The 25,242-nt window shown below is 37.8% G+C and carries 20 protein-coding genes; 14 read left to right on the top strand and 6 right to left on the bottom strand.

The features are described 5' to 3' along the window. The first annotated feature begins 140 nt into the window (after positions 1-140). The 3 genes from RE431_RS13900 to RE431_RS13890 are packed head-to-tail and all read left to right on the top strand — an operon-like array spanning position 141 to position 7,860. Complete coding sequence (locus tag RE431_RS13900) at positions 141-5,198, top strand: T9SS type B sorting domain-containing protein (protein WP_309562593.1); 5,058 nt, start codon at positions 141-143, stop codon at positions 5,196-5,198. Between the two features lie 22 nt (positions 5,199-5,220). Then, positions 5,221-6,153, top strand: a complete 933-nt coding sequence (locus tag RE431_RS13895; protein ID WP_309562592.1) for a PorP/SprF family type IX secretion system membrane protein — start codon at positions 5,221-5,223, stop codon at positions 6,151-6,153. Positions 6,154-6,165: 12 nt separating this feature from the next. After that, complete coding sequence (locus RE431_RS13890) at positions 6,166-7,860, top strand: OmpA family protein (RefSeq protein ID WP_309562591.1); 1,695 nt, start codon at positions 6,166-6,168, stop codon at positions 7,858-7,860. Positions 7,861-7,946: 86 nt separating this feature from the next. Here RE431_RS13890 and RE431_RS13885 read toward each other — a convergent pair whose 3' ends face one another. The 4 genes from RE431_RS13885 to hpt are packed head-to-tail and all read right to left on the bottom strand — an operon-like array spanning position 7,947 to position 10,654. Then, positions 7,947-8,468, bottom strand: a complete 522-nt coding sequence (locus RE431_RS13885) for a DUF4136 domain-containing protein (RefSeq protein ID WP_309562590.1) — start codon at positions 8,466-8,468, stop codon at positions 7,947-7,949. 60 nt (positions 8,469-8,528) lie between these two features. After that, positions 8,529-9,536 carry a GTPase ObgE gene (gene obgE / locus RE431_RS13880; protein WP_309562589.1) on the bottom strand — a complete coding sequence of 336 codons (1,008 nt, stop codon included), beginning with the start codon at positions 9,534-9,536 and terminating at the stop codon, positions 8,529-8,531. 6 nt (positions 9,537-9,542) lie between these two features. Then, positions 9,543-10,121 (bottom strand): adenylate kinase, encoded by a 579-nt coding sequence (locus tag RE431_RS13875; protein ID WP_309562588.1) that lies wholly within the window; start codon positions 10,119-10,121, stop codon positions 9,543-9,545. A gap of 5 nt (positions 10,122-10,126) precedes the next feature. Next, the gene (hpt, locus tag RE431_RS13870) at positions 10,127-10,654 is read right to left on the bottom strand and encodes a hypoxanthine phosphoribosyltransferase (RefSeq protein WP_309562587.1); all 528 of its coding nucleotides are present in this window, start codon (positions 10,652-10,654) and stop codon (positions 10,127-10,129) included. A 123-nt stretch (positions 10,655-10,777) separates the two neighbouring features. Here hpt and RE431_RS13865 point away from each other — a divergent pair, with 123 nt between their 5' ends. From RE431_RS13865 to RE431_RS13845, 5 genes are all read left to right on the top strand, one after another. Continuing rightward, on the top strand, positions 10,778-11,935 hold the full coding sequence (locus tag RE431_RS13865; protein WP_309562586.1) for a 5-(carboxyamino)imidazole ribonucleotide synthase: 1,158 nt from the start codon (positions 10,778-10,780) through the stop codon (positions 11,933-11,935). Between the two features lie 3 nt (positions 11,936-11,938). Then, positions 11,939-12,424, top strand: a complete 486-nt coding sequence (gene purE / locus RE431_RS13860; RefSeq protein WP_309562585.1) for a 5-(carboxyamino)imidazole ribonucleotide mutase — start codon at positions 11,939-11,941, stop codon at positions 12,422-12,424. Positions 12,425-12,640: 216 nt separating this feature from the next. Next, entirely contained in the window at positions 12,641-14,671 is a 2,031-nt protein-coding gene (locus tag RE431_RS13855) for a M3 family metallopeptidase (protein WP_309562584.1), read from the top strand. 97 nt (positions 14,672-14,768) lie between these two features. Continuing rightward, positions 14,769-15,320 carry a sigma-70 family RNA polymerase sigma factor gene (locus tag RE431_RS13850; RefSeq protein WP_309562583.1) on the top strand — a complete coding sequence of 184 codons (552 nt, stop codon included), beginning with the start codon at positions 14,769-14,771 and terminating at the stop codon, positions 15,318-15,320. A 2-nt stretch (positions 15,321-15,322) separates the two neighbouring features. After that, entirely contained in the window at positions 15,323-15,589 is a 267-nt protein-coding gene (locus RE431_RS13845) for a hypothetical protein (protein WP_309562582.1), read from the top strand. On the opposite strand, the gene RE431_RS13840 is transcribed toward RE431_RS13845, so the two are convergent. Next, positions 15,558-16,397 carry a UbiA prenyltransferase family protein gene (locus RE431_RS13840; protein ID WP_309562581.1) on the bottom strand — a complete coding sequence of 280 codons (840 nt, stop codon included), beginning with the start codon at positions 16,395-16,397 and terminating at the stop codon, positions 15,558-15,560. The genes RE431_RS13845 and RE431_RS13840 overlap by 32 nt on opposite strands. A gap of 135 nt (positions 16,398-16,532) precedes the next feature. Between RE431_RS13840 and gcvP the strand changes: the two genes are divergently transcribed. From gcvP to RE431_RS13820, 4 genes are all read left to right on the top strand, one after another. Further along, on the top strand, positions 16,533-19,382 hold the full coding sequence (gene gcvP, locus RE431_RS13835; protein WP_309562580.1) for an aminomethyl-transferring glycine dehydrogenase: 2,850 nt from the start codon (positions 16,533-16,535) through the stop codon (positions 19,380-19,382). 129 nt (positions 19,383-19,511) lie between these two features. Then, the gene (locus tag RE431_RS13830; RefSeq protein ID WP_309562579.1) at positions 19,512-20,570 is read left to right on the top strand and encodes a 3-oxoacyl-ACP synthase III family protein; all 1,059 of its coding nucleotides are present in this window, start codon (positions 19,512-19,514) and stop codon (positions 20,568-20,570) included. Position 20,571: 1 nt separating this feature from the next. Beyond that, positions 20,572-21,093, top strand: a complete 522-nt coding sequence (locus tag RE431_RS13825) for a methyltransferase domain-containing protein (protein ID WP_309562700.1) — start codon at positions 20,572-20,574, stop codon at positions 21,091-21,093. Positions 21,094-21,142: 49 nt separating this feature from the next. Continuing rightward, a complete protein-coding gene (locus RE431_RS13820; RefSeq protein WP_309562578.1) occupies positions 21,143-21,991 on the top strand; it encodes a glycosyltransferase family 2 protein in 849 nt (282 codons plus the stop codon). On the opposite strand, the gene pafA is transcribed toward RE431_RS13820, so the two are convergent. Continuing rightward, positions 21,988-23,619 carry an alkaline phosphatase PafA gene (gene pafA / locus RE431_RS13815; RefSeq protein WP_309562577.1) on the bottom strand — a complete coding sequence of 544 codons (1,632 nt, stop codon included), beginning with the start codon at positions 23,617-23,619 and terminating at the stop codon, positions 21,988-21,990. The genes RE431_RS13820 and pafA overlap by 4 nt on opposite strands. A 116-nt stretch (positions 23,620-23,735) precedes the next feature. Here pafA and RE431_RS13810 point away from each other — a divergent pair, with 116 nt between their 5' ends. After that, complete coding sequence (locus RE431_RS13810; RefSeq protein WP_309562576.1) at positions 23,736-24,473, top strand: MlaE family ABC transporter permease; 738 nt, start codon at positions 23,736-23,738, stop codon at positions 24,471-24,473. 3 nt (positions 24,474-24,476) lie between these two features. Further along, on the top strand, positions 24,477-25,241 hold the full coding sequence (locus RE431_RS13805) for an ABC transporter ATP-binding protein (protein WP_309562575.1): 765 nt from the start codon (positions 24,477-24,479) through the stop codon (positions 25,239-25,241). The last annotated feature ends 1 nt before the right edge of the window (position 25,242 follow it).

Here is a 25,242-nt window from a genome sequence, read left to right as displayed (position 1 = left end):
AACAGCAAACTTAAGTCATCTTATTCGTAAATGTTAAGATGTTTCTTAATTTAACTCGGCATATTAAAATTTATTTTAATATTTGTGCAACTTTAAATGAGTTTTAACCGAATACCAATTTTGAATTTAACACCTAGCCTATGCAAAATTTTACTTTGAGGTTAAAGGGGAAACTATTTTACCTCTTAACCTTATTTTTAATTATCGGAACCTTGTCCTCTTATGGACAGGATTGTGGCACACCTGCCGCCGATCAAAACTACTGTTATCTGGAAACTATTCAAGACCTTATCAACGATGGGGTTACCGATAGTGATGCAAATACCGAAATATTTGAAACAGGAGACAGTGTGAACGACACAGATCCCATTGACCGAGATGAACTTCTTACTGATGGGACGGAATATTTTATCGGTAGTTCTACCGATGATTGTGCGAGAGTGCCTGTTACAGTAACTGTAGCTGCGGGACCAAGACCAGAAAATGAAATTACCAACGGTAGAGATAATTTCACTATTTCGCCATGTGATAATTCTGGTTTTACTGCCCAAGATCTTGAGGACTTATTTACCGCAGATGCAGGTTATGAATTAGAGGTATATGGTACTGAATTTGGAGAAACGGCCTTAGATCCGACTTTCACTCTTAATGCGGGAGATAGTTATTTTGTTGGCCAGGTTGACGATGGATCAGGTTCTAGATGTCCATCCACAAGAGCAGCAGTAGGATTTGATCCTATAGAAACTCCTGGGCCTACAGCAGAAGCAAATCAAACTTATTGTGAAGGTGCTACTGTAGCTGACTTAATGGCTTCTGGTACTGAAACAAACACTCAAGCTATCAGATGGTATAGAAGCGAGACTTCTAATTCGCCATTGGCTGATGATGTTGAACTTGTAAATGGAGAAGATTATTTTGCCGGACAGGTTGTAAATGACAGAAACAGTCCATTCCCTCCATGTGAAACTCCGATGGCAGAAAGAACCAGAGTCGTTGTTGAAATCATCAACTTTGATGCAGGTCCTGATGTAGCCGAGAACATATGTGAAGATGAACTTGAATCAAGATTAGCTTCAGAGACACCAACTGAAGTGTTTTTAAGTTTATTAGAAGGTAGAGACCTTCCAAGTGATGTAACATTTAACCCTTCTATTTCTAGTATAGTAAGTGAATACAGTATTGACCCATATCAAACATTCACTACTGCGGCAACATTTATTACTGAAGATGGGTGTGAAGACGTTGTAGTAATATCTCTTACAGTTGATGAACTGCCTAATGCTGGTGAAGATTCATCGGCAGAATTTTGTGCTGATGAGTTAGTAGGCTTATCTCCTGCTGAGCTTGCAGCATTAATTGCAGACAACATAGACCCTACTGCCGATACAGGTGGTACTTTTGACCCGACATTTACTGAAATTCTTGCTACAGTTGATCCTACCAATCCTACTGGTACTTACTCAACAACTTACACTGTAACTAATGGCGCATGTTCAGATAGTGCAACCTACAGTGTTACAATTAATGAAGGTGCAGATGCAGGTGATGATAACGCAGGAATTATTTGTGAAGATGAAGTATCTGCAACTTTCCCTAATATTAATGCAGTTAGAGCATTTTATTTAAGCTTATTAAATGATGGGGTTTCTGAAACTGGATCATTTAATCCAACTATTAATGAGATTGTAGATTCTTATTTAGCTGATGAGGATGGACTAGGTGATTTTACCACGACTTATACAGTTAGCAATGGAGATTGTGAAGATTCTGTAGAATTAACGGCTAGCATTATTGAAGTGAGTGATGCTAATGCTGGCAGCTTTGACGATATTGATAGTATCTGTTCTGATGAAGCGTCAATTGATTTAACTACGCTTGATAATAATGATCCTGAAGCAACATCAGGTGGAACATTTACAGGCGAAGGTGTTACTGACAATACATTTGACGCATCTGTAGGACCTGGAACTTACACTATAACATATACGGTTGATGAATCGTCATCATCTTGTATTACTGGTAGCGAGTCCACAACTTTTACAATAACAGTTTCAGATGGTACAGGAGCTGGTGAAGATAACACAGGGATTATCTGTGAAAGCGAAGTTGAAGAAACATTCCCAAACAGAGAAGCTGTTAGAGCTTACTATTTAAGCCTTCTTAGTGACGGGGTTGCAGATACTGGAACCTTTAATCCAACAATCAATCAGATCGTAAATGACTATTTAGCTGATGACGATGGATTTGGAGATTTCACAACAACTTACACAGTAGGAACAGGTAGTTGTACAGATTCTGCTGAATTAACCATTAGTGTACTAGAAGAAGTGCCAGCAAATGCCGGTAATTTTGATAATATTGTAGACGTTTGTTCTTTCGAAGACTCGATCGATTTAGCAGCATTAGATAATAATGATCCTGAAGCAACTACAGGTGGAACATTTACCGGAGATGGAGTTTCCGATAACATATTTGATCCTTCCATTGGAACTGGATCTTACACTATAACATACTCTGTAGATGACTCATCTTCTTCTTGTAATACAGGAAGTGACTCAACTTCTTTTACTATTACAGTTGCAGAAGGAACAGGTGCTGGTGAAGATAACACAGGAATTATTTGTGAAAGTGAAATCGATGACACCTTCCCTAATAGAGAAGCAGTTAGAGCATTTTACTTAGACCTTCTTAGCGAAGGGGTTTCAGAAACAGGAACTTTCAATCCAACAATTAATCAGATCGTAAATTCTTATTTAGCTGATGAAGATGGGTTTGGAGACTTCACAACTACTTATACGATAGAGTCAGGTAGTTGCACAGATTCTGTACAGTTAACAATTAGTGTATTGGAAGAAGAGCCTGCAAATGCTGGTGATTTTGATGATATTTTCGACGTATGTTCAGATGATGATATGATTAACTTAAATGAACTTACCAATAACGATGCTGATGCAATAATGGGCGGAACATTTACGGGTGAAAGTGTTACAGATAATATGTTCGACCCTTCAATAGGAGCTGGCACCTACACTATCACTTATAATGTAGACGAATCTACTCCATGTATAACTGGCAGTGATTCAACTTCTTTTGATATAACTGTTGTAGACGCCCCTATTAGTTCTTCAATTTCTAGAAATCTGTGCATTTCAGAAGCAAGAGATATAATTTCTAATCCTGCTGCAGGCTTAGCATATTTACAAGATTTAGTTGAGGAAGCTGGCGTGGATGCTTTTGATGCTGATAATTTCAATGATGGATTTGAAGCCGAAGCTGCAAGACTTGCAGGATTTATTGATACACCATCAAGTGAATCTGAAACATTCAATTTTGAATATACAGATACTTCAGATTCAATTTGTGATGATGGTTTAATTACAATTTCAATAACTATTAATGATCTTCGTGATGCTGAAGCTGGAAATATAGAAAATCAAACAGTTTGTGGAACTGGGGAAATGATTGACTTAACAGACTTTTTCACTGACGAAACTGTTCCAGGAGGTACTTTCTCAGGACCGGGTGTTGACGGGAATATGTTTGACACTTCATTGGATTTAACTGAAGACGGTTATGAAATAACTTATTCTGTTGATGATTCTGCAGATTGTGTTACTGAAGGCACAAGCGATTCCACCACATTCACAATTTTTATAGTAGATTCTGTTGATGCAGGAAATTCTAATAGTGCAGATGTTTGTAGAGTTGATGTAGATGAGCTTTTCCCGAGCAATTCTTCGGTTAGAGCCTTCTATTTAGATTTATTAGATTCTGGAGTTAGCAGAACAGGTACTTTCGCTCCAACTATACAGCAGCTAATTAACGTTTATAATTCTAATCCAGATCAGGATGAATTTACTACAACATATACTATCGATAATGGATCATGTTCAGATAGCGTTGAATTAACAATAAATGTTTATGACGCTTTACCAGCTATAATCGGTGATATCGCAGATCCAGATCCAATTTGTAGAAATGCGGAAGATGTAGATTTATTCTCATTCTTACCTGCAGATGCTAATCCTAACGGAACATTTGAAGGTTACGAAGACGGAGTATTTAGCCCAATGATGTCTGGAGCAGGCACTTTCGATATTACCTACACCCTAACAGATGATTCACCATGTACTGAGGGAGAAGCTTCTGCTACATTCACATTAACTGTTCTGGAATCTGCTTTCGCGGGTATGGATATGGACTTAAGTGTTTGTATGGATGATGACACTCAGGATTTATTCTCATTCCTTTCAGTTGATGCTGATGACAACGGAGAATTCACATATAATGGTGATGTTATTACAGACGGCATGATGAACCCTTCAGATTTTGTAGCTGGAACTTATACAGTAATTTACACTGTTCCTGCTGAAAATGACTGTGGTGAAGACACTGCTGAGTTCACAATCACTGTTGAGGAAGCACCAGATGCTCCAACAGTAGATGGAAACCCGTTCACATTCTGTGCAACTGATGACGCAACTGTAGCTGACCTTTCAGCAACAGGTACTAATCTAACTTTTTATACAGATGAAGACCTAACAATGATGGTTGCTGCCGAAGATGCATTAGAATCTGGTACGTACTATGTAACTCAAAGAAATGATGATGGTGCTTGCGAATCCGAAGCTGCTGAAATTTCAGTAACTATCAATGATGCAGATACTCCAACAATTTCTGAAATGAACCCGAGCTTCTGTGAATTTGATGATGCTACAATAGCAGATCTTACAGATATGATTAACGAAGCTGGAACAATTACATGGTATGATTCTGCAGATGGAGATAACGCACTAAGTAGCGGTACTTCACTACAGGATGGTGTAACATATTACGCAACTATATTTAATGTTGATACTGGATGTGAAAGTTCAGTTAGATTAGCTGTAACTGTATCAATCGATGATGATTGTCCAATAATTATCCCAGAAGGTTTCTCACCAAACGGAGATGGATTGAATGACACATTTGAGATCAGAAACATCAGAGATAAATATCCTAATTTCACTATGGAGATCCGTAACAGATTCGGTGACGTAGTTTACAAAGGAAATGCCAATACTCCTGACTGGGATGGATTTAGCACCGAAGGTTCTTTCGGTAGCGACATTCTACCTGTAGGGGCTTACTTCTACTATCTGAATTGGAACGATGGTAGCACCGAGCCTGTAAGAGGAACTGTATACTTAAGTAGATAATTAGGATAAACAAGAGAACGAAATGAAAAAAATAATCACAAAATATTTATTATTCGCAGGTATTATCCTTTTCTCTATAAAAGGATTAGCCCAGCAAGATCCACTATTCACTCAGTACATGTATAACATGAGTATGGTGAATCCTGCTTACGCGACAGACGATCCAGGAATGCTGGATCTGGGAGCGATCTATAGAATGCAATGGACAGATGTTGACGGTGCACCACGCACCCTCAACTTCTTCGCCCACACTCCTATTAGCGAAAGAGTTGAATTAGGTCTTACCGTAGTTCATGACGAAATTGGAAATGTTGAAAAAACGAACAACATTACTGCAGATTTCGCTTATGTAATTCCTACTGGTGAGAATACTAACTTATCTTTTGGAGCTAAAGCGGGACTTACAACTTTCGATGCAAATCTTTCAGGATTGACAGTTAATGATCCTAATGATCCGGCATTCGAAAACATCAGTGAGATTTTCCCTGTTTTTGGAGTTGGTGCATTCTGGTTTGGAGACAATCACTATTTAGGTGTTTCAGCTCCTAACCTGTTAACTGCAGATCACTTAGACGAAAGTCAGTTACTTCGCGACCGTGGTACAGAAGAGATCCACTACTATTTAACTGGTGGATATGTATTCGACATTAGCGAAAACTTCAAATTAAAGCCTTCTACAATGGTAAGAGGCGTAAAAGGAGCTCCGCTATCTGTTGATGTAAATGCCAACGTATTATTATACGACAGGCTAGAAGCAGGTGTAGGTTACAGATTCGATGAAACTGTAACAGGATTGGTAAACTTTAAAGTGACACCAGGCCTAAGAATTGGATATGCATATGATTATCCAACCTACGATTTGAGCAACGATGGATCACACGAGATCATGTTATTATTTGATCTTGATCTATTCGGACTTAAAAAAGGATATGACAAATCACCTAGATTCTTCTAAAACCCGAATAACATGAAAAATATATATAGTACACTTTTAATAATCTTTGTAAGCATCACCGCTTTCGGACAGAAGTCTGATATAAGGGATGGAGACAAGTTTTTTGCACAGGCAGCGTATATTGATGCTGCTGATGCTTACGAGAACGTAAATGATAAATCTCAGGAGGTTCTTCAGAATCTGGGAGATTCGTATTTCTATACTAATCAAATGCAAAATGCGGCTGAAGTATATGAACTACTTTTCCTAAGACATGAAGGAGCAGTTGAGCCTGAGTATCAATTTAGATATGCTCATACTTTAATGGCAGCTGGAAACTATGTGAAAGCTGATGAGTTAATGAATGAGTTAACTGGTGAAAACTGGGATCATGAAGAATTTGCAAGCGAATTGGATACTATGGTTCCTCACAAATTCAACTATGATCAGGTAATGAACAATGCCTCATCTTCAGATTTTGGTATTGGATTTTACGGAGACCGTGTTGCTTTTGCTTCAACTAGAAATCAAGAGCGTCCGGTTTACCCATGGAACAAACTTCCAACACTTGATCTTTATAGTGCTGAAATGAGTGACGAAGGTGAAATGACCGATATCGTTCTTTTCTCTGACGCCATTAATACTGATGAGCATGAGAGTTCTGCAACCTTCAGCCAGGATGGTACTGTAATGTTCTTTGATAGAACTAACGAAGACAGAGTGAAAAACGAAAATGATGTTCGTGTAGCTCATATTAGTCTTTACCGTGCTGAAAATGTTGATGGTGAATGGACAAATGTTGAAAAACTACCATTTAGCAGTGAAGAATATTCAGTAGAACACCCAAGCTTGAGCGCTGACGGAAGTAAACTTTACTTCTCAAGTGATATGCCAGGTGGAAGTGGATCTTTCGATATTTACGTTGTAGACGTAAATGAAGATGGAACCTACGGAACTCCTCAGAATCTTGGAGCTGGAGTAAATACAGCACAAAGAGAGCAATTCCCATATATAAGTGACGAGGATGTACTTTACTTTACTTCTGATGGACACCAGGGATTTGGAAATCTTGACATCTACAGAGCTGAAGGAGATTTTTCTGAAGTTGAAAACCTTGGAAAATCTATCAATAGTGGAAGTGATGACTTCGCATTCGTCATAAAGGAAAGTGAAGAAACAGGTTATTTCGCTTCTAACAGAAGAGGAACTGACAATCTTTACCAGTTCACTAGAGAAGAGAATGAGATCATCGAAGCTCCAACAGAGACTGATGAGACAAGTGGACAAGATGTAATTCCAGTTGATGGAAGCAAGATCTACTTCGATTTTGACAAAGCGACTATCAAACCAGAATCTAAGCCCGTACTTGACTCTGTTGTTACTTATATGAACGAATACCCTAACATTAAAGTGAAGGTAGAATCTCATGCTGACGCAAGAGGATCTGATAAATATAACATGGAGCTTTCTAAGAGAAGAGCAGCTTCTACTGTAAATTACCTGGTTGAAAATGGTATTGATAAAGGTAGACTGATCTCTGAAGGATATGGAGAAAGCAGACCAACTAATGATTGTACTGAGCCAACTGGATGTTCTGAAGAGCAGTATGCTAAGAACCGTAGAAGTGTATTCGTAGTATCTAACCGAAATGGATCTATGAATGAAGACACTGATATGGAAGAGCCAGAAATGGACGATCAGGAAATGAAAGATCAAGAAGAAAACTAAATTTTTCTAACTGATACTAACTAACCAATCAAAAAGTGAAAAGCCCCGCAAATTGCGGGGCTTTTTTATTTCATTAATTGAATAAATTATCTATTAGGCGGATAACCATCCAAAGCTTTTGAAACGATCTTATTAAACTGCTCCTGTCTCTTTTGTGGCTCTGCATTTACATCAAAGGGAGCTTCAACTACAGCCTGCCATACGAGTGCATCATTTTTTACATCAATAAAGTCAAAAGTAAGTTCAAAATAAGTGTCCATTTGGCCAATAGGAATCCCTCCTGAAACCCCTACTCCAACGTTTCCGCCGCCACCTCCAACACCAAGACCAACCCGGCTGCGATTATCCTGCTCAAATCTTTTGGTGTAAACATTTACATAAATACCAGCATCCCCAGTATTGGAGAAACCTTTTTCCTGCAATTTACTGTTAAGACTTTCCAGCAACCTAGATTCATCTAATTGACTAAGCCCGGTTTGAAGATCGGGATAAATTGAATAGACCTTATACTGGCTAAAATCTACCTGTTGATCATAATCATAGACTGCCTGTGGAGAATTACAGGCAGCTATAAATAGTAATAAGAAAGAATATTTTAATCGTCTCATAATCTGATTTTTACTAAAAATAAGCAAAATCAGATGGGAACTTCAGCTGTTTAACAGGATTTAAACAGGCTCTTTATTAAGCATTTCCCATAGCCTATCTTTCAATTCGGTAAGTCCAGACTGAGCCACTGAGGAAATAAAAATGTATGGAAGTTTTAATTCTTTGTCGAGTTCCTTTGCCATTTCCTGTTTTAATTCCTGATCTAACAAGTCGCTTTTTGAAATAGCGACCAATCGATCTTTATCCATTAATTCAGGGTTATAACGTTTAAGCTCATCAAGAAGAATATCATATTGCTCCTTTATATTCTTGGCATCGGCTGGAATTAAGAACAGCAAAGTAGAATTTCTTTCAATATGTCTCAGGAATCTATGCCCAAGACCTTTTCCTTCCGCTGCACCTTCGATTATTCCAGGAATATCAGCAATCACAAAAGTTTTAAAATCACGATATTCAACAATCCCAAGATTTGGTTTTAATGTCGTGAATTCATAATCAGCAATCTTAGGTTTCGCTGCTGTAATTACTGAAAGCAAGGTGGATTTTCCTGCATTAGGAAAACCAACTAAACCAACATCAGCAAGAACCTTTAATTCTAAGGTAATATCAACCTGCTGACCATCGATTCCCGGCTGTGCGTATCTTGGTGTCTGGTTCGTGGAGCTTTTGAAATGCCAGTTACCACGACCACCCATTCCACCTTCAGCCAATATCAATTCCTGACCGTCTTCAGTGATCTCTTTAATTATCTCGTTAGTATCTGTATCTCTAATTACGGTTCCTAATGGAACTTCAATATATTCATCTGCGCCCTGAGCACCAGAACTTCTTTGCTTGCTTCCGTTACCGCCATGTTCAGCTTTCACATGACGCTTGAATTTCAAATGAAAAAGTGTCCAGAGATTTTTGTTTCCTTTTACAATTACGTGTCCTCCACGACCACCATCTCCTCCATCTGGTCCACCTTTGGTAATATATTTCTCCCTGTGCAGGTGAGCAGACCCCTTTCCTCCTTTTCCGGAAAAAACATGGATCTTTACATAGTCAACAAAATTCCCTTCAGTCATTCTCTTCTATTTCATTAAATCGTCTATCACCACGCTTAGGCGATCGGTGATCTCTTCTATACTTCCTACACCATCAACTCCAAAATATTTATCCTGCTGCTGATAGTAATTTTTCAGAATAGCAGTTTCATCGTAATAAACTTTTATACGATTTCTAATCACCGCTTCATCTGCGTCATCAGGTCTTCCCGAAGTTTTTCCTCTTTCTAATAAACGCTCTACCAGAATCTCATCTTCCACTTCCAGAGCGATCATTGCATGTACTTCAGTTCCTCTAGATTCCAGGTAATTACTCAACGCCTGGGCCTGAGCTTCTGTTCTAGGAAAACCATCGAAAATAAATCCGTTTGCACCTTCATTTTTTTCAACCTCAGCGTTTAGCATATTGATGGTTACCTCATCTGGCACTAACTGTCCTTTATCAATGAAAGATTTTGCGCTTAAGCCTAATTCAGTTTTATTTTTAATATTAAATCTGAAAACATCTCCTGTAGAAATATGGATGAGTTCATATTTATCTTTTAGAATAGTTGCCTGTGTTCCTTTGCCGGCACCTGGAGGGCCAAAAAGCACTAAATTTGTCATTTTGATTATTTGCGTTTATATACTTGAGTAAGGTTACGGCCTAAACCATCATAATCCAGACCAAAACCAACAATAAATTCATTAGGTATATCCATTCCTTTATACTGAACGGGAATGTCTTTTTTATAAGCATCTGGTTTAAAAAATAAAGTCACTACTTTATAATCTTCAACTTCTGCCTGTTTTAAAATCTGATCAATTTCCACAAGAGTATTTCCTGTATCCACAATATCTTCAAGAAGGATTACCTGCCTACCTTTTAAATCCTGATTCAAACCTAATAAGGTTTTCACATTTCCGGTAGTTTCAGTCCCTTCATAAGACCCCATTTTCACAAAACTGATCTCGCAATCACTATTAAACCGCTTGATTATTTCGGAAGCAAACATGAACGATCCATTCAAAACTCCCAGGAAAACCGGATTCTTATTACCAAAATCTTTGTTCAGGGTTTCTGAAATCTGATCTATCACCTGCATTATTTCTTCTTCAGAAATATAAGGTTCAAATTCAAGATCATGCAGTTTTACCAAAATTGTCAAATTTTAAGTGGCAAAGATAAGGAATCTCAATAAGCCTTACCCCTTGATTTCTTACCGAATATCTATGGCAGGAATTACGAATAGGTTATTTTTGCGAAAAGCCTATTTTAATTTATGGTAAATTATTTTTCTTCAGACTTTAAACTCGGTATTCTGGGCGGTGGCCAACTGGGTAAAATGATGTTATATGAAACTCGAAAATATGACATCCAGACGCTTGTTCTTGATCCTAGTAATGAAGCACCCTGTAAAATCTCTTGTAATTATTTTGAACAGGGAGACCTGATGGATTACGATACTGTTCTGAACTTTGGAAGAAAGGCAGACGTGGTGACTTTTGAAATTGAAGGTGTAAATGTCGATGCACTGAAAAAACTGGAATCTGAAGGAATTAAAACATATCCATCTGCCAATACCCTGGAGAAAATTCAGAATAAAGCAGTTCAGAAAAAATTCTACGAAGAGAAGAATATTCCAACCGCAGATTTTGAAGTTTTCGATACGCTAAAAGAACTGAATCAGGCTATAGAGAATGGAAAAATTGAAATTCCATTTGTATGGAAAGGAGCCACTGGTGGTTATGATGGTAAAGGAGTTTCAGTAATCAAAAAAACTGAAGATCTAAATTCCTTACCTGAGGGCGAATGTGTTGCTGAAAAATTGATTCCTTTAAAAAATGAACTGGCAGTGATCGTTGCCAGAAATCCTTCCGGAGAAATGAAAACCTATCCGGTAGTTGAAATGGAATTTCATCCCACTGTGAACCAGGTTGAATATGTGATTTGTCCGGCAAGAATAGATGAAAAAGTTGCTGAACTAGCCAGGAAAACTGCCGAAAAAGTTTCAGAAGCTTTTGAACATGTTGGGTTACTTGCAGTAGAAATGTTTCAAACCGAAGATGATCGAATATTGATAAATGAAGTCGCTCCAAGACCGCACAATAGTGGACATTACAGTATTGAAGCATCTTATACGAACCAATTTGAACAGCACATAAGAGCTATACTGGATCTTCCTTTAGGAAATACAGATAGCAAAGTAGGTGGAATTATGGTTAACTTGGTAGGTGATAAAGATCATGAGGGTGATGTAGTTTATAAAAATATTGACGAGATCATGAAAATGGATGGTGTAACTCCTCATATCTACGGAAAAAAGGCGACCAGACCATTTAGAAAGATGGGGCATGTAACCATTGTGGATAAAGATCTTGACAAAGCCAGAAAGGTGGCTGAAAAAGTAAAGAATAGTATTAAAGTGATAAGCAAATAAGAAATGGGAAAAGTAGCAATTATCATGGGCAGTACCAGCGATATGCCGGTAATGCAGGAAGCTATAGACATTTTAGAAGGTTTTGATTTAGAAGTAGAAGTAGATATCGTTTCTGCTCACAGAACCCCTGAAAAACTTTTTGAATTTAGCAAAACAGCTCATGAAAAAGGTATTAAGGTAATCATTGCCGGAGCTGGTGGAGCTGCACATTTACCAGGAATGGTAGCTTCAATGTCTCCTCTACCTGTTATTGGAGTTCCTGTAAAATCAAGAAATTCTATAGATGGGTGGGATTCGGTTCTTTCAATTCTTCAAATGCCAGGAGGTGTTCCGGTAGCTACCGTTGCATTAGACGGAGCAAAAAATGCAGGTATTCTTGCAGCGCAGATCATTGGAACATCTGATAAATGTGTACTGGATAAGATTCTCGTTTACAAAGAAGGTTTGAAACAGAAAGTTATAGAAGGAGCAAAATCACTAAAAAAATAGAAAAGGCCGCTTTCGCGGCCTTTTAAGTAGCAAACATTATAAATCTGTAATTATTATTTATTAACCATTCTAAATATAAAACCAGAACTTTGTAAACTACTGTATTTTAATTAGTTCGTTTCTAATATGAATCGGCTAAAATATTAAAAAAATATTAAAAATCATCATTAGCGTTAATTAATTTAAGCATTAGCGTTAAACAAAATAAATATATAAATGAGTACTCAGAATATTTTACTAACCGATTTTGAATATGCTCCATTCTCTAAAATCAAGACCGAAGATTATAAACCTGCGATTCTTGAGGCGGTGGAGCTTGCGAAGAAAGATATTAATGACATTGTAAAATCTGATGCAACCCCAACTTTTGAAAATACCATAGAAGCTCTTGAATTTTCAGGAAAAAAACTGGATAGGGTCACTAGTATCTTTTTCAATATCAATTCAGCAGAGACTAATGAGCAAATTCAAAAAATTGCTCAGGAAGTTTCTCCAGTTTTATCTGAATTTAAAAATGATGTGATCCTGAACAAAGAACTTTTTAAAAGAGTCAAAGAGGTATATGATAATAGAACCTCTCTAGACCTTAATGTTGAGCAAAAAACCTTATTGGATAAAAAGTATAAAGCTTTTACCCGAAACGGAGCGAACCTGCCGGACGAAAAACAAAATGATCTAAGAGACATAGATAAGGAATTATCTAAATTGAAATTGCAATTTGGCGAAAATGTGCTTGCCGAAACTAATAAGTATGAGCTGTTAGTTACAGATGAATCCAGATTGGGTGGACTTCCTGAAGGTTTTAAAGATGAAGCTAAATCTATAGCCAAATCAAAAAATAAGGAAGGCTGGATTTTTACTTTAGAATACCCAAGCTATATTCCATTCATGAAATATGCTGCAGACAGGGAATTGCGTAAGGAACTCGCCCTGGCGTTTGGCTCAAGAGCTTTTCATAACGATGAACTGGACAACCAGAAAAACGTGTTGAAAATTTCGAAATTAAGATATAAGCGAGCTAAACTTTTAGGATTTGACTCTCATGCACACTTCATACTGGAAGAACGTATGGCGGAAACTCCTGAAAAGGTGGACTCCTTTCTAGAAGAAATGCTCGAGAAAGCTAAACCAGCTGCTGAGAGAGAATTTAAGGAACTGGAGAATTTTGCCCAGGAACTTGATGGTATAGACGAATTGCAAAAATGGGATTCAGCTTATTACGGGGAAAAATTGAAACAGAAATTATTCGATCTGGACGATGAGAAGCTTAAGCCATATTTTAAACTTGAAAATGTAATACATGGCGTATTTACCGTAGCTCAGAAACTTTACGGACTTCAATTTAAAGAAGTAACCAATATTGACAAATATCACCCAGACGTAAAAACTTACGAGGTAACCAACGAATCTGGAGAAGAGATCGCTTTATTCTATGCAGATTTTCATCCAAGACCAGGGAAAAGAGATGGTGCATGGATGACGATTTATAAAGATCAATACGTTCAGGATAATAAGAATGAGCGCCCGCATATCTCGATAGTATGTAATTTTACAAAACCTACAGAAAAAGATCCTTCTCTATTGACTTTTAATGAGGTTACCACACTTTTCCACGAATTTGGACATGCATTACACGGGATGCTTGCAAATACTACCTATCCAAGCCTATCCGGTCCTAATGTATATTGGGATTTTGTAGAGTTACCTAGTCAGGTTCTAGAAAACTGGTGTTACGAGAAAGAATCTTTGCAGTTGTTTGCGAAGCATTATAAAACAGGAGAAGCTATACCTCAGCAATACATCGAGAAAATTAAGGAATCGGCTAACTTTCTGGAAGGAATGGCAACTTTGAGACAATTGAGTTTCGGAATGCTTGATCTTAGCTGGCACGCAATTGACCCATCTAAGGTAACCGATGTGAAAAAACATGAAGTAGAAGCTTTTGAAAAAACCAAGCTCTATCCCGATGTTCCAACAAATTGTATGAGCACGGCATTCTCTCATATTTTCCAGGGAGGATATTCTGCCGGCTATTATTCATATAAATGGGCTGAAGTACTGGATGCAGATACATTCGAATATTTTACTGAAAATGGGATCTTCAGCAAGGATATCGCAGATAAATTCAGGGAAAATATTCTTTCTAAAGGTGGTACAGAGCATCCAATGGAATTATATAAGCGTTTCCGCGGGAAAGAACCTAAACCTGATGCTCTATTAAGAAGAGCCGGATTGATTTCGAAATAGCTGAAAACAGTTGCTGCATCTATAAATCTTATCTTTTCTATAACTTTAGATAGCCTTTCTTTTGCTATTTTTGATTAGAACCGATTTAATCTAGATCATGTCAGCTAACACGCTCGACCCAAATAAATGGGTTGATAAATATTCAGACTACCTTTTCAACTATACGATCGTTCGCGTGAACAATCGTGAGGTAGCGAACGATCTGATTTCAGAAACCTTTTTAGCTGCATTGAAATCAGCAAAGAATTTTAAAGGTGAAGCAAGTGAAAGAACCTGGCTGATTTCGATCTTAAAAAGAAAAATTATAGATTACTACCGCAAAATCAATTCTCGAAAAGGTAAGGCCGAAGTAAAGATCAATTATTCTGATGATTACAATGAAGGAGAATGGCTGGAAGAACAGGTAGCAGATCAGTTTGACCGGACCGCTGAAGATGAAATGGAAAATAATGAACTCGGTCTAGCGATCCTTGACTGTCTAGATTCTATTAATGAAAAACATGCTGAGATCTTTAAGCGAAAAACAATAGATGGTGCTGATACAGAAGCAATTTGTAATGAATTTAATATCACGCCGTCTAACCTCTGGGTTATAATTCACAGAGCCAGAACTGCCTTGGCTGCTTGTTTAGAAAAAAACTGGTTTTAATTATGAGTAAAAAAAGTAAGTTTTCTTTTGTTGATTGTTCTGAAGCGGCTACTTGCTGCGATAAGGCTCAGTACGAAGAAGCTAATTTATTCGAAAAAGCAAAATTGATGCTTCATCTGTTTTTTTGCAAAACCTGCAGGAAATTCTCTAACAGGAATTCTAAACTCACCCATCTTATGAAGGAGTCTAAATTAGAGACCTGTCCCGAGGAGAAGAAAAAGCAATGGAAAGAGCAGATCAAAAAGGAATTTGCGGAAGAGCGAACTTAAAAGTTAAATAAATTCCCAGATAGAAGATCGGCACCGCCTCTACCCAGAAAGAAGAATAATACTTGTTTTGAAATTCTTTTGCCTTCCACAACATTATCCCACTTATCAATAATACTATTATCAAAGCTAGAAATTCATTCGAATTAAAAGAATTCTGAAATAATTCTATCAGAAAGATCAATACGATCAAAACACTTCCAAAAACCTTCGTTTTAAAACTCCCAAGGAGTTGAGGGATCGTACCTAATTCTTCATTATCAAAATTAAGATCTCTTATTTCAAAGGGTAAGGTTAGCACGACTACCAACATTAAACGTTGGAGAAAATCGACAATTAGTTCAGTTCCAAGATATTTTTCTGCATTAATAAGAGGCAATATTTCTGTAGATCCGGCCCATACGATCGCTATGATAAATATCTTAAGCCCGGGAAGACTCCGAAGATTTTTTCCAGCTCCAAAGATGGGTATCGCATAAAAAAGAGTAAAAACCCCAAGTATCCCGGTTGCGATTAAAACATCAACCTCTAATTGCAAGCAGAAATAAATAAGAGCCAGGAAACAAATTCCTGAAAATATCTGGATGATCCTCAGGTTTTGAGCCAGACTTAAATGATGCAGTTTGGCAATTCCTGCATACTTTACAAAATTATACCCGGTGATCGATGAAAAGAATATGAAGAAAATCAGATTCTTTTCTAATTGCAAATCGTGTTGAAAAATAGTGATCAGGGTAAAGGCAACAACCGCTAAAGAAACATGGATGCTACTATTTATGTAAAGTTCGAAAGCATTTTTCAAATACTTCATTTTACGAAATTACATATAAATTCAAATAGATAATTCCTCACAAAAAATCTTAACAACTGTATACCCCTAAACTTTAAAAAATTAGCATGAAATTATGTATTTTCGCAGCACGAAAAACACAACTATTTTATTTTAATGAGAACAGATTCTTTCGCGTTACGTCATATAGGTCCTAAAGCAGAAAATCTACAGGAAATGCTGGACACTATAGGCGCTGAGTCTATAGAGCAATTGATCTACGAAACGATCCCGGACGATATCAGGTTAAGTGAACCTCTGAACCTTCCGAAAGCGATGAGTGAAAATCAATATGCAGAGCATATTAAAAAGCTTTCAGAAAAGAATAAGGTTTTTAAAACCTACATCGGCCTAGGATATCATCAGACTATTCTGCCAGCGGTTATCCAGAGAAATATTCTGGAAAATCCGGGTTGGTATACAGCCTATACTCCTTACCAGGCAGAGATCGCTCAGGGACGTTTAGAAGCGTTATTAAATTTCCAGACTATGGTAAGCGACCTTACAGGGATGGAAATCGCCAACGCATCATTGCTTGACGAATCAACGGCTGCAGCCGAAGCAATGGCATTGCTACATGCTGTTCGCGATAGAAAGCAAAAGAAAAACGATGTAAATAAGTTCTTTGTTTCTCAGCAAACTTTACCTCAGACGATTTCTCTAATGGAAACCAGAGCCAATTTCTTAGGAATTGATATGGTAGTTGGAGATCACGAAGAATTTGATTTTTCTGATGAGTATTTTGGAGCTTTGGTTCAATACCCAGGAAAATTCGGTCAGGTATTTGACTATTCTGAATTTGTTGAAAATTGTCAGAATGCAGGTATCAAAACAGCTTTTGCTGCAGATATTCTTAGTCTGGTTAAATTACAGGCTCCTGGTGAGTTAGGAGTTGATGTTGTTGTTGGTACTACGCAAAGATTTGGAATTCCGTTGGGTTATGGAGGACCTCATGCCGCTTATTTCGCGACCAAAGAAGAATATAAGCGTAACCTTCCGGGAAGGATCATCGGTCTCACCAAAGATCTTGACGGAAATAACGCATTGAGAATGGCTCTTCAAACAAGAGAGCAACATATAAAAAGAGATAAGGCCACTTCCAATATTTGTACCGCTCAGGTATTGTTGGCAGTGATGGCCGGGATGTATGCAGTGTATCACGGACCGAAAGGACTTGAATATATTGCTAATACAGTACATGCCACAACGGTTTCTTTAGAAGACAGTCTGAAGGAGCTTGGATTTGAGCAATTGAACTCAGCATATTTCGACACCATTCATGTAAAAGCAGATGCTTCAAAACTGAAGGAAATTGCTGAAAAACATGAGATAAATTTCTTCTATCCAGACAATGAGAGTGCATGTATTTCTATCAACGAAACTACCACTTTAGATGATCTTAATGCGATCCTTGCTGTTTTTGCTGAAATAGCAGAAAAAGAGAATAAAGAGATCGAAGAACTTACCGATAGAACTGCGATCCCTAAAAGTCTTGAAAGAAAAACAGAATTCTTAACACACGAAGTTTTCAATCTCTACCATTCAGAGACTGAACTAATGCGTTATATCAAAAAATTAGAACGCAAGGATCTTTCCTTGAACCATTCTATGATCTCTTTAGGATCATGTACAATGAAGTTAAATGCTGCTTCAGAAATGCTACCACTAAGCAATCCGCAATGGGGTAATTTACACCCATTCGTACCGGTAGATCAGGCAGAAGGTTATCAAACCGTTTTAAAAGAACTGGAAGATCAGCTAACTGAGATCACAGGCTTTTCAGCTACCTCTCTTCAACCAAACTCTGGTGCACAGGGTGAATATGCTGGATTGATGGTAATCAGAGCTTATCACGAAGCAAATGAAGAAGGTCACAGAAATGTTTGCCTAATACCTTCATCTGCTCATGGAACAAACCCTGCTTCTGCTGTGATGGCTGGAATGAAAGTGGTTGTTACCAAGGCTTCTGAAAACGGAAACATTGATGTTGATGATCTACGTGAAAAAGCATTAAAGCATAAAGACAATCTTGCTGCTTTAATGGTTACTTATCCATCTACTCATGGTGTATTTGAATCTGCTATTCGGGAGATCACAAATATTATCCATGAAAATGGAGGTCAGGTTTATATGGATGGTGCTAATATGAATGCCCAGGTAGGATTAACTAATCCTGGAAGAATTGGCGCAGACGTTTGTCACCTCAACCTGCATAAAACATTTGCCATTCCGCACGGTGGTGGAGGGCCAGGTGTTGGACCAATTTGTGTTGCAAAGCAATTGAAGCCATTTTTACCAGGCAACCCTGTAATAAAAACAGGAGGTGATCAGGCAATCGGAGCGATTTCATCTGCTCCATGGGGATCATCTTTGGTTTGTCTTATCTCTTACGGATATATCAAAATGCTAGGAACTGGAGGTCTTCAAAAGGCTACTGAATATGCTATTTTGAACGCAAATTATGTCAAGGCAAGACTTGACGGTCACTATAAAACGCTTTATTCCGGGGAAAGAGGAAGAGCTGCTCACGAAATGATCATTGACTGCCGTCCATTTAAAGAACAGGGTATCGAGGTTACAGATATTGCGAAGAGACTGATAGATTACGGTTTCCACGCTCCTACGGTATCTTTTCCTGTAGCCGGAACAATGATGATAGAGCCTACAGAAAGTGAAAGTAAACCGGAATTAGACCGTTTTTGCGATGCTTTGATTTCAATTAGACAGGAAATTGATGAGCTTACCGCTGAAGACACGAATAATGTATTGAAAAATGCTCCGCATACAATTCATATGTTAACATCAGATGAATGGAAACTGCCATATTCGAGAGAGAAAGCGGCATATCCACTGGCCCATCTTCATGATAATAAATTCTGGCCGAGCGTTAGAAGAGTTGACGAAGCCTTTGGAGATAGAAACCTGATGTGTACCTGTCCCCCAACAGAAGAATACGCTGAAGCTTAAGACTGTAAAGTCTTCGTTATAAAGAAAAACCTGTCTGATGGCAGGTTTTTTTTGACCAAAAAAATATCTATTTTGAGCGGGTATTAATACTATTTATTTAAATTGTAAAATTAACAATAAGAAAGTCAGATGAACTGCAAAATCACCGGAACGGGAAGCTATATACCAAATGTTGTAACAAAAAATGCTGACTTTGACCAACATGAATTTTATAATCTTGACGGCTCAACATTTCCTCATGATAATGAAACTACCATCAGGAAATTCAAGGCTATTACAGGAATTGAAGAAAGACGCTATTTAGATGAAAATCTTAATACTTCAGATATTGCTGTTATTGCCAGCCAGAAAGCTATAGAAAGTTCAGGCATAGATCCTGAAACTCTGGATTACATTATTGTAGCTCATAATTATGGTGATGTAAAATCTAATTCCATTCAGAGTGATACGGTACCGAGTTTAGCGACCAGAGTAAAATCTCATCTTAGAATTAAAAATCCTAAGTGTGTGGGATACGATCTTCTTTTTGGATGTCCGGGATGGATAGAAGGTATGATCCAGGCGAAAGCTTTTATCAATGCCGGTATCGCTAAGAAATGTCTTATTATTGGTGCGGAAGCGCTTTCAAGGGTAGTTGATAAACATGACCGTGACTCCATGATCTTTTCAGATGGTGCCGGAGCAGTTATTCTCGAAGCTTCTGATGAGGATTCAGGAATTTTATCTCATGAATCTGCCACGTATTCCTTTCAGGAGTCAGATTATATCTACTTCGGAAAGTCAAATCACAATACAGCTCCTGAAGATATAAGGTACATCAAGATGCACGGTAGAAAGATCTACGAATTTGCCTTAGTAAATGTGCCTAGAGCAATGAAAGAATGTCTTGAAAATAGTGGTAAAACCATTACAGACCTGAAGAAGATTTTTATTCATCAGGCTAATGAAAAGATGGATCATGCGATCATTCAAAGATTTTACAAGCTCCACGGGATGACTCCGCCAGAGGATGTTATGCCAATGACCATTCACGAATTAGGGAATAGTAGTGTTGCTACCGTGCCTACTCTTTTTGACCTGGTTCAGCGAGGAAAAATTGATAATCAAAAACTCGAAAAAGGAGATATTGTTCTTTTCGCCAGTGTTGGCGCTGGGATGAACATTAATGCGATCACTTACCAGATCTAAAATGTACGAGAATACTTTTCCCGAAAAGCGCTACCAAAAAACCCTTGAATTTTTAAAAGAACAGGTTCCTCCTCCCGCCAGAGTTCTGGATCTAGGAGTAAAAAATCCATTTTCTGAGATCATGATCCAGAATGGATACGAAGTAACCAATACTACAGGCGAAGATCTAGACGATAATTTTGAAGCTGTAAAAAATGATCATTACGATCTGGTGACAGCATTTGAAATCTTTGAACATCTGCTTGCTCCTTATAATATAATGAAGGAAATTAAGGCAGATAAGATCATCGCAAGTGTTCCTCTTAAATTATGGTTTTCTCCTGCTTATAGAAGCAAAACCGATAAATGGGACAGGCATTATCATGAATTTGAAGACTGGCAATTCGACTGGATTTTTGAAAAGAGTGGATGGGAGATCAAGAAAACTCTCAAATGGACAAATCCCGTCAAAAAGATTGGAATAAGACCTATCTTAAGAAAATTCACTCCTCGCTATTATGCGGTTTATGCTGAAAAAAAGTAGGCTTCTATCCTAAAATTCTATCTTAGCAATTCACAGTAATTTCCAGTCCTTGAAGATCTATATTGTTATACCCGCACATAATGAAGCTAACTTTATAGGCAAAACCCTGCAATCACTGGCAGATCAAAGTCTGAAGCCTGATAAGCTCATAGTTGTAGACGATAGTTCTACTGATGATACCGCTTCGATTGTTGAAAAATTCGCCGTTGAGCATTCCTTTATAAAATTGATCAGGAACAATTCTTCCACTGAACATGCTCCGGGAAGCAAAGTGATCAACGCCTTTTATAAAGGTTTTTATGAGCTGGATGACAGCTTTGACGTTATTTGTAAATTTGATGCCGATCTTATTTTTCCTGAAAATTATCTGGAAAAAATAGTTCAACATTTCGAAAACGATTCCCTTGCAGGAATGGCCGGCGGATTTTGTAGCGTCCAACGAAAAGATAAATGGATTCCTGAAAATCTTACCGGGAAAGATCACATTCGAGGCGCTTTGAAAGCCTATAGAAAACATTGTTTTATACAGATTGGAGAACTAAAACCCGCTATGGGTTGGGATACCGCAGATGAATTACTGGCTCGTTTTCATGGCTGGAAAGTGGTTACAGATGAATCATTGCTAGTAAAGCATTTAAGACCTACAGGAATGAATTACTTCGAGCATTCCGGCAGGAAGCAAGGAGAAGCATTCTACAGGCTGCGTTATGGGATATTTTTGAGCCTTATCGCTTCTGCTAAGCTTGCCGCAATGAAGATGAACCCTTTCGCCTTTCTTCATTACGTATCCGGATATTTTCAGGCACAAAACAAAAAACGACCTTTTCTCGTTTCAGAAGAAGAAGGTCGTTTTATAAGAAAATTACGCTGGGCGAATATTCGAAAGAAGATCGCTTAATCTTCCAGCACTTCTTTTAGAGGTCGTCCTGTTGAAGCGTCAGGAAAAGAATTCCCTAACATAGCAGAAATTGTAGGTGCGATATCAGGAATTACAGACTTCTCCACAGTACTTCCATGTTTTATTCCTTTTCCGAAGAAGATCAAGGGTACATGAGTATCGTAAATAAATCCTGAACCGTGGGTTGTCCCCTTATCTGGATAGATAATATAACCGGGATCCAATACAAATACTACATCTCCGCTGCGCTCCTGATTGAAACCATTCTGAATAAGTGAACTTATTCCTTTAGTAAATGTTCCCGATTGCAATTGAGATCTGGTATAAACTCTTGAAATATTCTTTTGCTGAAGAAGGTAATGAGCTAATTTTTGCCCCACCTCTTGCGCATTAAGCTTTTCTTCCTTTAGTACATCATAATCGAAAAAGATCTGTGTATTTGATATATTCTTGATCAGGTTTTCAACTTCAAACTCATCAGCTACGAACTTTTCGATCTTTTCATTTTCATCTACATCATTGAAATATCCAGAAGGAATTTTTCTGGTTTTTAAATAAGAAGGAACATCAACACCACCATGATCTGCAGTAAGAAAAACAGTGTATTCACCAGCACCAACGGTTTCATCCAGATATTTCAGAAAATCTCCAATAGCGATATCAAGCCTTATATAGGTATCCTCTACTTCCTTTGAATTAACTCCGAAGTTATGACCAACATAATCTGTACTTGAAAAACTAAGCGTCAAAACATCGGTTACCTCATCCTGACCCAAAGATTCTCCTTCAATTGCAGCCTTGGCAAATTCAGCAGTGAGATCATTTCCATAGGGAGTTGCTTTAATTAACTCGAAATTTCCATTTTCAGCAGCAAGAGATTTTAAATCATAGGGAAAAGTCGCTTTTTCTTTACCCTGATATCCGAATTCAAATTCATTTTCGTCTACACCACTTTCAGTATAAGTTTTTATATCTCTTAGCGTATTCCAGGTTTTCAAATAACTTTTAGCTTTCCCGGAATTATTGAATTCTTTGACCCATTCTGGTAATTCTTTCATGTAGAAAGAACTAGTGATCCATTTTGCTTCATCTCTACCATGAAACCAGTAAGCCGCATTGGCAGTATGTCCGGCAGGTAAAATAGCTCCTCTGTCTTTCAAAGCTATACCGATGGTCTTACCTCTCATTTGAGTATGTAAACGATTCTCATCTCCAAAAGTGGTAGATTTCATTCTCCAAGGAGACATCTTCCCTGCCCTATCTTCGGTCCCAACAGGAGTGACTGTATTATCTGAAGCACAGTAAACCGTATCGTTTTCGAACTTATCGAACCAACTATTGCTTATAATCCCATGATATTCCGGAGTTGTACCAGTAAAAACTGAAGCATGGCCAGGACCGGTATAGGTTGGAACGTAATTAAAATGGTTATTTTTAAAATTATATCCTTTATTCACCATTCTCTTGAATCCGTCTTCCCCAAACTGATCCCAGAAACGAGTTAGATAATCATACCTCATCTGGTCTACAACAATTCCAACAACCAGTTTTGGCTTCTCATTAGTGATCTGAGCCTTTAATGGTGACAAACCAAGTAGCATAATGAATGCTAATAAATACCGTCTCATTAAGTTAAGTTTTTAAATAGGCCTCAAAAATACTAAACTTGAAACGCTAAAGTTTAATTAAGCGTTAAATACTTTAGAGCATAATTTTAGTATTTTAGCTTTTCAAAATTCAATTAATGACCTACCTGCACTCCATTGGGGAATATTTTTTAATGCTTAAAGGAGTTTTTGGCCGAATGACCAAGGGTTCGGTTCTCAGAAATCTTATTTTTAAAGAGATTAATGAGCTTATCATGGGCTCACTGGGAATTGTTGCATTTCTTTCGTTCTTCATCGGGGCGGTAGTTGCAATTCAAACGGCACTAAACCTTAACAATCCACTTATTCCAAAATCGCTTGTAGCCTATGCTGCGAGACAATCTGTGATCCTTGAATTCGCTCCAACCTTTATTTCTATAATTATGGCAGGTAAAGTTGGATCTTTTATCACCTCCAGTATTGGTTCTATGAGGGTTACTGAACAGATTGACGCACTGGAAGTAATGGGAATAAATTCTAAAAATTATTTGATCTTTCCGAAGATCACTGCCATGCTTACGTATCCCTTCGTGATAGCAATTTCAATGTTCCTTGGAATTGCCGGAGCATATTGCGCAGCTGTTTTTGGTGGTTTCGTAACTTCTGACCAGTTTTTAACCGGTCTTCAGGATGATTTCAATGGATTTCATTTGACGTACGCTTTTATAAAGACATTTCTTTTCTCATTCATATTAGCAACGGTTCCCGCCTACCATGGTTATTACATGAAAGGTGGTGCCCTGGAAGTTGGTGAAGCATCTACCACTTCCTTCGTGTGGACTAGTGTGGTTCTAATTATCACCAACTATTTTGTTACTCAACTTCTATTAAGCTAACGAATGATACAGGTAAAAAACTTACATAAAGGATTTAATAATCAGGAAGTACTTAAAGGCATCGATTATACTTTTGAGAGAGGAAAGACAAACCTAATTATTGGTCAGTCTGGTTCTGGTAAGAGTGTATTTTTGAAATGTATGCTTGGTCTTTTCAAAGCCGATAAAGGTACCATTGAATATGACGGAAAGCCTTATTCTAGTTTTTCAGATGAAGAACAAAGAGAGCTAAGAACCGAAATGGGGATGCTTTTCCAGGGAGGAGCATTATTTGATTCCATGACCGTCGAGGAAAACGTAATGTTCCCGTTAAGAATGTTCACTAAGCAGCGTAGGAAGGAAATGCTTGAACGTGTTCATGAGGTTCTGAAAAGGGTAAATCTTGAGGGTTCTGAAGATAAAATGCCTTCTGAAATTAGTGGTGGAATGCAGAAAAGGGTGGCAATCGCCCGTGCGATCGTGAACAAGCCTAAATATCTTTTTTGTGATGAACCTAATTCGGGGCTGGATCCTCAAACTGCTACCGTAATTGATAATTTAATTCAGGAGATCACCCACGAGAACGATATTACTACAGTATTGATCACACATGATATGAACTCGGTTCTGGAAATTGGAGAACGAATTGCCTTCTTGAAAGATGGTAAACTAGCCTGGAAAGGAACCAAAGACGAGATCTTTAAAACTGATGAAAAGACAGTAACCGATTTTGTTTATTCTTCAAACCTATTCCAGAAAGTTAGAGAAGCTCAACTCAAAGGACTGTAAA

This window comes from Christiangramia sediminicola, assembly GCF_031344135.1.
Lineage (GTDB): Bacteria > Bacteroidota > Bacteroidia > Flavobacteriales > Flavobacteriaceae > Christiangramia > Christiangramia sediminicola.
Note: the sequence above shows the minus strand (reverse complement) of the source record. Positions and strands in the feature narration are given on the sequence as shown.